The organism is Kineosporia babensis (assembly GCF_021129305.1).
In the GTDB taxonomy this organism is placed as follows: Bacteria; Actinomycetota; Actinomycetes; order Actinomycetales; family Kineosporiaceae; genus Kineosporia; species Kineosporia babensis.
The window spans coordinates 170909-182088 of the sequence record NZ_JAJOMB010000004.1 but is presented as its reverse complement, the minus strand read 5'-3'; the positions used below and the strand labels follow the sequence as shown (position 1 = coordinate 182088).

Below are 11180 nucleotides of genomic sequence, written 5' to 3'. Positions count from 1 at the left end.
GCCCACAAAACCGGTCAGAGGTGTCGAAAAACCCCTCCGTTTGGGTCTGGCTTAGGCGGCGTTTGACATTGCTGGCGCACAGGATCGCTACAAAAGAGCCATGAAGCGCAAAACCCTGACCGCGGTGGCGGCATCGGCCGTCGCCGCCGTGGCCGTCACCACCTTCGTCGCCACCCAGTCCACCGCCGCCCCGGCCCCCAGCAAGGCCAAGGTCAGCACTGCCGCAGCGGCCGACACCCTGAGTCTGGCTCAGAGCAAGGGTTTCTACGTCGACCCGAAGTCGCAGTCGGCGCTGTACGTCAAGGCCAACCCGAACGACAGCCGGACCCCGACGATCCAGGACGGTCTGGCCAAGAACCCGATGGCCCGCTGGTTCGGGGACTGGTTCACCAGCATCAGCAAGTCCGTCGGCGAGCACGTGGACGGCGCCGAGAAGGCCGGCAAGGTGCCGATCCTGGTGGCCTACAGCATCCCGAACCGGGACGCCTGCAGCGGCTACTCGGGTGGCGGCGAGACCAGCGCGGCCAAGTACCGCACCTGGATCTCGGACTACGCCGGGGCGATCAAGGCCCGCCCGGCCGTGGTGGTGCTGGAGCCGGACGCGCTGGCCGACTACTCCTGCCTGACCAGCGCGCAGAAGACCGAGCGCGAGAGCCTGATCAAGTACGCCACCGAGCAGTTCAAGACCAAGGCGCCGAACACCCTGGTCTACATCGACGCCGGCAACTCGAAGTACGCCAAGGCCACCGACATCGCCGACCGGCTGTCCAAGGCCGGGGTGGACAACGTGCGCGGCTTCGCCCTGAACGTCTCCAACTTCCACACCGAGGCCGAGGAGACCGCGTTCGGCACCGCGGTGAACAACGCGCTGGCGGCCAAGGGCAAGGCCAAGAAGCCCTACATGATGGACACCAGCCGCAACGGCAACGGCTGGAACGGTAAGTGGTGCAACCCGACCGGCCGCAAGATCGGCGTCACCTCGCGGGTGGGCAGCACCGACCCGGCCGGCACCGGCCTGGAGACCCGGCTCTGGATCAAGACCGCGGGCAACTCCGACGGTGAGTGCGGCAACGCGCCGACCAGCCCGGCCGGCACCTTCAACCCGCAGATCGCCTACGACATGATCCTCGGGAAGTAGGGGTTGCGGCCGTGGCGGGGAGCTTTCACGGCTCCCCGCCACGGTCGTCTCACCAGCGGTAGAAGCCCTGCCCGCTCTTGCGGCCGAGCTGGCCGGCCGCCACCTTCTCGCGCAGGATGGCCGGCGGCTCGAAGCGCGGCCCGAGCTCTGCGGCCAGATGCTCGGCGATCGCCAGCCGCACGTCCAGCCCGACCACGTCGGTGGTGCGCAGCGGCCCCAGCGGATGCTTGTAGCCGAGAGTCATTGCGGTGTCGATGTCCTCGGCCGAGGCGACTTCGCTCTCCAGCATCCGCATCGCCTCCAGAGCCAGCGCCAGACCCAGCCGGCTGCTCGCGAAACCAGGGGAGTCGGTGACCGTGATCGCGTTCTTGCCCAGCGACGTCACCCATTTCTGGGCCTGATCCAGCACCTGCGGTGCGGTCCGCGCCCCGTTCACGATCTCCACCAGCCCGCTGGCCGGCACCGGGTTGAAGAAATGCAACCCGAGAAACCGCTCCGGCCGGGCCAGACCGGCGGCCAGAGCGTCCACCGACAAGCTCGAGGTGTTCGTCGCCAGAACCGCTTCCGGCGCCGCGGCCTCGACCAGTGCGAGCACAGTGCCCTTCAGCCCGGCGTCCTCCGGCACTGCCTCGATCACCAGGGCGGCTCCGGCCAGATCCGCCGGGTCGGTGGTGACGACGAGCCGATCATGGACGCGTCTGGCCGGTTCGCTGAGTCTGCCTCGGCTCTCGGCCTGCTTGAGTGAGCCGGCCACCCGGGCCTCGGCCGCCGCCGCAGCCGGGGCGGACACCTCCACCACCGTGACCTCGGTCCCGCAGAGCAGGAAGGCGTGGGCGATGCCCGCACCCATCCGGCCACCTCCGAAGACGGCGACCTTCTGGGGCAGGCTCATGCTGCCTCACCTTCGGCGGTTTCCCGCCCGATTGCAAGGGTTTGCCGGGTTCGGGGAAGGTCGGGCCAGGTCAGCCGAGATGCCCAGACGGTGTCTTTGAGGCACTCGAAGGCGGTGCTGCGGATCAGGAAGATGTAGGCCGCCTCGGGCTTGCAGCCCTCCGGCAGCAGTTCGCCGTACGAGGTGAACGCCTTGGCCAGCGCCATGAAGGCGGCCGCTTCGGCCCGGCCGTCGGCCTCGGAGATGCTGTCCTTCACCATCTGCAGCGCCTCAGGGATGTGCTCGCTGGCGCCTTGCAGGATGCGGGTGACCATGGACTGGTCAAACCCCAGGTCGGGGTTGCGGCTCATCACCCCGGCCAGCGCCCCGGTGACCCGGACCACGATCTGGCGGTGCTCGTCCTTGGCCGTGGGGCGGTGCGCGAGCAGGGCCCGGTCGTGCTGGGCCCGCCGCTGCGGATCGTGCAGAGCCGAGTAGGCCTCGGTGACCTTGACCATGGCCGCGGCCGCGCGCATCTTCTGCACCGGGTCGGTGAGGTGATCCGGGTGCAGCGCCCGGGCCAGCCGCCGGTACTGCCGGCGCAGGCTGCTTTGATCGGCCGTGGGCGCTACCCCCAGCACGCTGTAGAAGTTGGCGGCGGTCATGACGACTCCGTTACACCGGACGAATGAAAACCTGAAGGGTGGTCACATTCAGTAGTGTCGGCCGGGCCGGGTCCGCTCGAATCCGCCGAACGGGGGTGCCTGCCTTCGGAACGTCGTCGCGCAGCGCAGAGGCCGCCGCAGGCGCTCAGCCGTTCGGAGCACCCGCGTTACGCTCTGCCCATGGGTTCAGGGCACGGTACGCACGACGTCGAGCTGCCGCCGGATCAGGTGGATCTGGCCGTCGAGGTCTTCCGGATGCTCGCCGACGCCACCCGCGTCCGGATTCTGTGGGCCCTGCTGCACCAGGAGATGTCGGTGGGGGACCTGGCCGCACAGGTGGCCAAGGCGCCCGCCTCGGTCTCCCAGCACCTGGCCAAGCTGCGGATGGCCCGCCTGGTGAAGACCCGCCGCGAGGGCACCACGATCTTCTACCGGTTGGACAACGACCACGTGGCCCGGCTGATCACCGACGCGGTGCACAACGCCGAGCACGCCGGGCCCGGGGTACCCGGCCACCACCGTTCCTAGTGTGCACGGATCAGCTGAGGCTTGACCTGGGCCCGCGGTTTCCGGACGACGAACGCCACGATCGCGCCGACCGTCCCGATCCCGGACAGGACGAGGGCGGTCGCAGACAACCCGATTGTGGCGCCCAGGGTGCCGGCCAGCGGGTACGTGATCATGAAACACCCGTGGGACAGGGAGAACTGAGCGGCGAACACGGCCGTCCGGTTCTGCTCGTCCGAAGCTCGGCGGATCAGCCGCGACGAGGGCGTCAGGATCAGCGAACCCGCCGCGCCCAGCAGGAACCAGCTCGCCAGCAGGGCCGGGAAGTGCTCGGCGCGCAGGCACAGGGCCGTTCCGGCCAGAGCCACAGGCGCCAGCCCGGCCCCCGCCAGCAGGACGCTGTGCTCCGGCTGCCGCTCCAGCACTCGCGGCAGGAGCAGCGCCACGATCATCGAACCGGCCCCATAACAAGCCAGCAGCACCGCCACATCGCCGGCCGGCCTCCCCAGATCGCCGCGCACCAGTACCACGCTGTTCACGATGACCATGGCGATCGACGTGGCCACCACCAGGTTCATCGCCGCCAGGCTGCGTAGTTCCGGAGTACGCCCGAACGCCCTTACTCCGCGGGTGAGCCGCTCGCTGAACGGTGCGCCATCGCCCGTCCGGCTGGTGGGCAGGCGCGTGGTCAGCACCAGCAAGGTCGAAGCGGCGAAGCCCGCGGCGGTTCCGACGAAGAGGTTGTTGCCGGGCATGACCGTGAGCAGAGCGGCCGCCAGTACCGGGCTGATCAGCGATTCGAGGTCGTAGGCCGTCCGGGAGAGGGAAAGTGCCCGGGTATAGCGGCTTTCGTCGGGCAGGACGTCGGGGATCACGGCCTGGAAGGTGGGTGTGAAGGTGGCCGAAGCAGATTGCAGCAGAAAGACCAGGGCGTAGATCTGGCCCACCTCGGTCACGAACGGCAGGCTCAGTGCCATCCCGGCCCGCACCATGTCGGCCGTGACCAGCACCGCCTTGCGGGGGACCCGGGCGGCCAGGGCAGTCATCACCGGCGCCATGCCCACGTACGCGAGCATCTTGATCGTCAGCGCGGTAGCGAGCACGACGCCCGCGTCACCGCCCGCGAGGTCGTACGCCAGCAGGCCCAGAGCGACCGTGAGCAGGCCGGTTCCGAGCAGAGCGATCACCTGAGCGGCGAACAGTTTTGCGAAGACGCGGTTCGTCAGCACCTCGAGCATCGCGGATCACCGTCCGACCGAATCGCTATCTGCATTCATATGCAGATTAATGCATGGCGGCTGTACTGTCACGGGCCCGCCGGGCGAAGAGAACGCTCAGGTGGCGCGCTGAAACACCAGCACCTGCCCACTCCCGGGCGGCAGTACCAGCTTGGACAGCTTGCGGTCCTCGCCCCACGTGAACGCGCTCTGCTTGCGGTAGGCGCTCCAATTGCCAGCCTCCGACTCGGCCCGCGCGGTGAGCACGATGTACGTCTGCACCGAAGCCGTGGTGAACACCTTCGCCTCGAACGAGTTCTGCGGCGGCGGCCATGAACAAATCACCACCTCCGGCTTGCGGGCGCGCAGGGCCGCGGTGGCCTCCTGGCGCTGCACCAGCGGATCGAACGCAACCGTCGAATCCCAGCTGTAGTCGTCGGTGGCGGTGATATCGACGAACCGCCGCTTGAGCAGACGGGTCAGCGCGCCGTCGCCGGCCGCGATCTCCACAGCTGCGCGGCCGTGCACCAGCCGAGCGATCGCATCGAGCAGGGGAGCAGAATAGAAGCAGTAAAGGCCACGATCGCGCACCAAGGGCATCAAGCGCTGCCGCTGCGAGAGCATCGGCCAGGCCAACCGGAACAATGGGTAGGAAACCGCCCGGCGGCGCAAACCTTCCTCGAACAACAGACGCTGCAGCACCGTCCCGTTGACCTTGCCCAGCCTGAGCTTTCCCTGCGAAACGCCGCTCTCGTGTGCGGTTGCGGCCTGTTTGACAGCCTCCAGCAACATGTGTCGTTGCACCGCGTCCTGCACGCGGACACGCTGCGACTTCGAGTGGTCCGGCATTCGCGGCGCGGGCCGGCTCAACTCCTGCAAGTAAGATTTGAGACGTTTGTGGTCCCCATCGGCGACCAGAGCCGAGACCTTGCGCTGCACCAGTTCCCAGTCTTCCGGGAAAGCCTGCCGCAGCGAGGGGAGCGAGGGGGAACTCCGAAGCCAGGCGGCCACATCGGCGGGCCGGTGCGACGTAGGGCCTGCCTGGGACGCTCTGGTCATGGGGCTACGCCATTCTGTCGAGGGCCTTCAACGCCTCAGAATCGGCACCTCACGAAGCCTTCTCAAGGGGCTTGCCCCGTCCAGTCCCCACCTCGCAGCCGTCCCAAAGTCCCGGTCACCGGGGGCCGGTTCACGTCCGGCCGCCGCTGGGCCGCTCGCGCAGGCGGATGTCCTGGCTGTTCTGCAGGAAACTCTGGTGCGAGACCTCGACCAGGGTGGCGCTGTCGTGGAACTGGCGCAGGGTGATCGAGCCGCAGCTGACCATGGTGGCTTTGATCTTGGCGAGGGTGACCGACACGTTCTCGTCGAGGCGCCCGGCGTAGGGCACGTAGCCGTCGACACCTTCCTCGAACAGCAGGCCACTGGCCTGCCCGTAGCGGGCGGCGTTGCGGGCGCGAGCGCTGCCTTCACCCCAGTACTCCTTGAAGAACTGGTCGTCGACGCGTACGAGCGCGGAGGGCGACTCCTCGAAGCGCGCGAAGTAGCGCCCGAGCATGAGGAAGTCGGCACCGAAGGCCAGAGCGATGGCCATGTGGGAGTCCTGGAGGATTCCGCCGTCGGAACACAGGGGCACGTATTCGCCGGTTTCACCTGCGTACCGGTCTCGTTCGCGCACCACGTCCAGGACGGCGGACGCCTGCCCGCGGCCGATACCCTTGGCATCACGAGTGATACAGATCGAGCCACCGCCGATACCGATCTTGACGAAATCGGCCCCGGCATCGGCCAGATAGCGGAACCCGCGCCCGTCCACCACGTTTCCGGCACCGATCCGCACGTTCTGCCCATACGTGGAGCGCACCCAGTCCAGAACGTCTGACTGGTAGACGGAATAGCCGTCGGAGGAGTCCAGGCACAGGATGTCCGCGCCGGCCTCGACCAGGGCCGGGATCCGGTCGCGGTAGTCACGCGTATTGACTCCGGCCCCGACCCGGAACCGCTTGTCGTCGTCGACCGACTCGTTCCGGAAACGCTTGTGCAGCTCGTAGTCGCGGCGCAACACGACCGAGGCAAGGCGTCCCTGATTGTCCACGACCGGCAGAACGTCCAGGCGTTGATCCCACAGCAGGGTGTTGGCCTCTGAGAGCGAGATCGTCGGCGGAGCAACGACAAGGTCCGCCTTGGCCCGCATCCTGGTCTCGACGCCGGCGTTCAGGTCGTGCCGCTGGGGATGGAAGTCCCGCAGCGAGATCAGTCCCAGGAAACGACCGGTGGGACTGCCGTCGTCGGTGACCACGGCGATGTCCCGCTCGGCCTGCTCCAGGAGGGCAGCGACCTCGGCGAGTGTGGCGGTGGGCCGGATGTTGATCTCGGAGTGCCGGAACCCGGCCTTGTTCCGCTTCACCGCCGCAACCATCTCGGCCTGCTGAGCGATCGGCTGATTCTGGTGGACGAACGACAAGCCACCGGCCTGGGCGATCGCAATCGCCAGCCGAGGGGACGAGACCGCCTCCATCACCGCGGAGACCATCGGGATGGCAATCCGGATCTGCGCGCTCTCGCCGACCGGGTGGCGGGTCAGCGGCGCGGACAGATCCACCGCCTCGGGCGTGCAGTTCGCCGTAGTCAGATTCGGTACGAGCAGGTACTCGCCGAAGGTCCGCGAAATCTCGGACAAGATCTGCACGCGCGTTCTCCCCGTCGAACGTGGAGCCCGAACCATCGGCAGCCATGACACAACCGGATGGAACGAACTCACCCATGGTCAGAAGGATGCGCAGAACCTACCAGCGCCCACCGGCCGAGCGAGGGCTCTACCTATCGGTAGAGCCCTCGCGGTCGAGGTCAGCGTTCGCAACGGCGTTGTAGCGGGCCAGCAGCGCAGGTACGGTCTCGGCTACCGGGGCGTCCAACGCGTCCAGATCATGCGCGGCAGCGGCAAAGTGCAGGTGCGTGAGTTCTGCCGGTTCGCCACGTTGTTGCTGACCGGCCAAGTGTCGAGTAAACACCTGGCGGACAGTATCTTCGGTCAGAGCGGGCGCGCTGTAGAAGAAGCCGATGTTGCCATTGGGATTGCGGACGAGGGCCCAGCGCCGTAGATCTGCGGGATCCGTACTGATTCCGGTCTCTTCGGCGAGTTCACGGGCTGCATGGATGCGCAGGAGCTTTTCGCTCAAGGGCTGTCCCTCAGCCGGTGGCTCCATGGTGCCGCCCGGAAACAGCCACTGCGCCCCGGACGCCGTCCACGAGGCCATGCGTCCCAGCGCAACTCCGGCCGGGGTTGGTTGGGCATTGGCCACGAACAGCGAGGCCGGCGCAGTCGCGGCCGGAACGTCGCGCAGGAGGTGACGCCGGTAGGTGGTGCGGGCCCAGGCGAACTCGATCGGCCCGCCTTCGTGTTCGGTGATCGCGGTGATCATGACCGCCGCGCCGTCGAACACCAGTGGATTACGCTCGACCCACTCCTGCCACAAGCGATTCATAGTGCCGCGATGGTCGGGGTCCAGGGCTGGTTCGGGTACTTCGGTGAACACAACGGGGGAACTCTCGTCGAGGAACCGGATCTCGTCCTTCGGCACGAAGCTCCCTCTCGTCACGGCGAACTCAAGGAGCACATCCTGGCAGCAGCCTGCTGCCAGGATGTGCCAGACCCGTTCGGAGGCTGGTGGCGAAACGATGGGTTAGGGTGGCAGTCCTGTCGCAAGCGGAGCGTGTGCGTTGGTGCGTGACTGCGTCGCTCGTGCGGACCGGCTGCCGGTCCTGCCGCCTCCTGGGGTGACGGCGGGGTTCGCCGTCCTGCCGCCGAGGTCTCACCGTGCCCCCATCAGTCCGTTCCTCCTCCGGTCGCGCCGACGTGATCAGCATCCAGGGCGCTCGCACGCACAATCTGCAGAACGTGTCCCTGGACATCCCGCGCAACCAGCTGGTGGTGTTCACCGGGCTGTCCGGCTCGGGCAAATCGTCGCTGGCCTTCGACACGATCTTCGCGGAGGGGCAGCGCCGGTACGTGGAGTCGTTGTCCTCCTACGCCCGGATGTTTCTGGGGCAGGTGGGCCGCCCGGATGTGGACTCGGTGACCGGGCTCAGCCCGGCGGTGGCGATCGATCAGAAGTCGACCAGCCGTAATCCGCGCTCGACGGTGGGCACGCTCACCGAGATCTACGATCACCTGCGGTTGCTGTGGGCCCGGGTGGGTGTGCCGCACTGCCCCACGTGTGGTGAGCCGGTGGTGGCGCAGAGTGTTCAGGGCATCGCCGATGAGCTGATGAAACTGCCGGAGGGCACGAAGTTTCAGCTCCTGGCGCCGGTGGTGGCCGGTAAGAAGGGCGAGTTCGCCGATCTGTTCGCCCGGCTGGAGGCGGACGGTTTCGCGCGCGTGGTGATCGACGGGGAGATGGTGGCGTTGTCCAGCTCCCCTCAGCTGAAGAAACAGCAGAAGCACGATATTTCGGTGGTGGTGGACCGGCTGGCCGCTGGACCGCGTCTGCTGCGTCGGCTCACCGATTCGCTGGAGACCGCTCTGCGACTCGGTGAAGGCGTGGTGGTCGCCGACTTGGTCGATTCCGGTGAGCAGCGGCGTTTCAGCCAGAGTATGGCCTGCCCTGGCCAGCATCCGTTCGGACTGAGCGAGATCGAGCCCCGGACCTTCTCGTTCAACGCTCCCTACGGTGCCTGCCCGGGCTGCGACGGTCTGGGCGCCTACACGGCGGTGGACCCGGAGTTGATGATCGGGGACCCGAAACTCAGCCTGGCCGAGGGCGTCATCGTGCCGTGGGCGACCGGCAGCAAGCAGGCCGGCGAATACTTCGGCCGGTTGCTGAGCGGCCTGGCCGAGCAGATGGGCTTCTCGATGGATCAGCCGTGGGAGAAGCTGCCGGTGGCGGTGCGTCGGGCGGTGCTGCACGGGCACACCGAGAAGGTGGCGGTGGAGCATCAGGGCCGCCGGGGCCGGAAGGTGCGGTACGCGGCGCGGTTCGAGGGCGTGATCCCGTTCGTGGACCGCAAGGCGAAGGAAGCACAGACCACGGCCCAGCGCAGCCGCTACACCGCCTACCTGGCCGAGATCGCCTGCCCGGACTGCCACGGCCGGCGGCTGCGGCCGGAGGTCCTGGCCGTGCAGGTGGGCGGTCTGAACATCGCCGAGGCCACCGACCTGAGCCTGAGCGAGCTGCGGCAGTTCGTCGACGGCCTGCTGCTGAACAACAGTCAGCGAAAGATCGCCCGGGAGGTCCGGCGGGAGATCGACGGCCGGCTACGGTTCCTGCTCGACGTGGGCCTGGACTACCTGACCTTGTCGCGCCCGGCCGGCTCGTTGTCGGGCGGGGAAGCCCAGCGCATTCGCCTGGCCACGCAGATCGGAGCGGGCCTTTCCGGCGTGCTCTACGTCCTGGACGAGCCCAGTATCGGGCTGCATCCTCGGGACAACGACCGGCTGATCGCCTCGCTGCTGAGGCTCAGGAACGACGGAAACAGCGTGCTGGTGGTGGAACACGACGAGGACACCATGCGTGCGGCAGACTGGATTGTAGACGTCGGTCCCGGATCGGGTGCCGGTGGCGGCCGGATCGTTCACAACGGCACTCTGGCCGAGCTGGCCGAGAACACCGGCTCCTTGACCGGTGACTACCTGACCGGACGCCGGGGCATTCCGGTCCCGCCGGTGCGCCGGGCCCAGCAGGACGGGCGGGTCCTGCGGCTGGAAGGCGCTCGCGGCAACAACCTGAAGAACGTGGACCTTCGGATTCCGGTGGGGTTGTTCACCGCGGTCACCGGAGTCAGCGGATCGGGAAAATCAACCCTGATCAACGAAACCCTGTACAAGGTGCTGGCGAACGCGCTGAACGGTGCGCAGCTGTCCCCGGCCCGGCACCGAAAGGTGCACGGCCTGGAGCACTTCGACAAGGTCGTGCACATCGACCAGTCGCCGATCGGCCGGACCCCGCGATCCAACCCGGCTACCTACACCGGAGTGTTCGACCGGATCCGGGCCCTGTTCGCCAGTACCCAGGACGCGAAGATCCGCGGATACCAGCCCGGACGTTTCAGTTTCAACGTCAAGGGCGGACGCTGCGAGGCCTGCCAGGGCGAGGGCAGCATCAAGGTCGAGATGAACTTTCTGCCCGACACGTACGTGGACTGCGAGGCATGTGAAGGCAGCCGATACAACCGGGAGACGCTGGAAGTCCGCTTCAAAGGACTGTCCATCGCCGACGTCCTCAAGTTACCGATCAGCGAGGCCACGACGTTCTTCGCGTCGCACACGCTGATTTCCCGCTACATGAAAGCCCTCGACGAGATCGGCCTGGGCTATGTAGCTCTCGGCCAGGGTGCAACGACTTTGTCCGGGGGAGAAGCGCAACGGGTCAAGCTGGCCACCGAACTCCAGCGCCGCACCCGGGGCCGCAACATCTACATCCTCGACGAGCCGACCACCGGCCTGCACGACGAAGACGTACGTCGTCTGGTCGAACTGCTCCAGCAACTCGTGGAGCACGGCAACACCGTGGTGGTGATCGAGCACAACCTCGACGTGATCAAGACCGCCGACTGGGTGGTCGATCTCGGGCCCGAAGGCGGTGAGGGCGGTGGAACGATCATCGCCGCCGGAACCCCGGAAGAGGTTGCCGCCGACCGTGCCTCGATCACCGGCAGGCATCTGTCACCGGTGCTCCGGACCGTTGATGCCCCGGCTGTTTAGCTATCGGTGATGGGTCTGGCTCGCAGCGTGATCGCCGTCCGACTATGGTCGTACTCCGCTATCGGCCTCGGGTGGGATGTGTCGT

Annotated in this window: 9 protein-coding genes; 3 read left to right on the top strand and 6 right to left on the bottom strand. The window is 67.4% G+C overall.

The genetic code is table 11. The features are described from left to right. Positions 1-100 precede the first annotated feature (100 nt). Positions 101-1138, top strand: coding sequence for a glycoside hydrolase family 6 protein (locus LR394_RS09765; RefSeq protein WP_231440362.1), 1038 nt, complete (start codon positions 101-103; stop codon positions 1136-1138). A gap of 49 nt (positions 1139-1187) precedes the next feature. Here LR394_RS09765 and LR394_RS09760 read toward each other — a convergent pair whose 3' ends face one another. Continuing rightward, entirely contained in the window at positions 1188-2030 is an 843-nt protein-coding gene (locus LR394_RS09760) for a 3-hydroxyacyl-CoA dehydrogenase family protein (RefSeq protein ID WP_231440361.1), read from the bottom strand. Beyond that, positions 2027-2674 (bottom strand): J domain-containing protein, encoded by a 648-nt coding sequence (locus LR394_RS09755; RefSeq protein ID WP_231440360.1) that lies wholly within the window; start codon positions 2672-2674, stop codon positions 2027-2029. The genes LR394_RS09760 and LR394_RS09755 overlap by 4 nt, the downstream gene beginning before the upstream one ends. Before the next feature lie 180 nt (positions 2675-2854). Between LR394_RS09755 and LR394_RS09750 the strand changes: the two genes are divergently transcribed. Beyond that, positions 2855-3202 carry an ArsR/SmtB family transcription factor gene (locus LR394_RS09750; RefSeq protein WP_231440359.1) on the top strand — a complete coding sequence of 116 codons (348 nt, stop codon included), beginning with the start codon at positions 2855-2857 and terminating at the stop codon, positions 3200-3202. On the opposite strand, the gene LR394_RS09745 is transcribed toward LR394_RS09750, so the two are convergent. The 4 genes from LR394_RS09745 to LR394_RS42810 form a co-directional block, all read right to left on the bottom strand. Further along, positions 3199-4419 carry an MFS transporter gene (locus LR394_RS09745; protein WP_231440358.1) on the bottom strand — a complete coding sequence of 407 codons (1221 nt, stop codon included), beginning with the start codon at positions 4417-4419 and terminating at the stop codon, positions 3199-3201. The genes LR394_RS09750 and LR394_RS09745 overlap by 4 nt on opposite strands. A gap of 96 nt (positions 4420-4515) precedes the next feature. Next, positions 4516-5337 carry a hypothetical protein gene (locus LR394_RS09740; RefSeq protein ID WP_231440357.1) on the bottom strand — a complete coding sequence of 274 codons (822 nt, stop codon included), beginning with the start codon at positions 5335-5337 and terminating at the stop codon, positions 4516-4518. A gap of 250 nt (positions 5338-5587) precedes the next feature. Then, positions 5588-7120: an IMP dehydrogenase gene (locus LR394_RS09735; protein ID WP_407937011.1), complete on the bottom strand. Its 1533-nt coding sequence runs from the start codon at positions 7118-7120 to the stop codon at positions 5588-5590. A 91-nt stretch (positions 7121-7211) separates the two neighbouring features. Continuing rightward, positions 7212-7976, bottom strand: coding sequence for an NUDIX domain-containing protein (locus LR394_RS42810; protein WP_231440355.1), 765 nt, complete (start codon positions 7974-7976; stop codon positions 7212-7214). A gap of 236 nt (positions 7977-8212) precedes the next feature. Between LR394_RS42810 and uvrA the strand changes: the two genes are divergently transcribed. Next, the gene (uvrA, locus tag LR394_RS09725; RefSeq protein WP_231440354.1) at positions 8213-11095 is read left to right on the top strand and encodes an excinuclease ABC subunit UvrA; all 2883 of its coding nucleotides are present in this window, start codon (positions 8213-8215) and stop codon (positions 11093-11095) included. Positions 11096-11180: the final 85 nt, after the last annotated feature.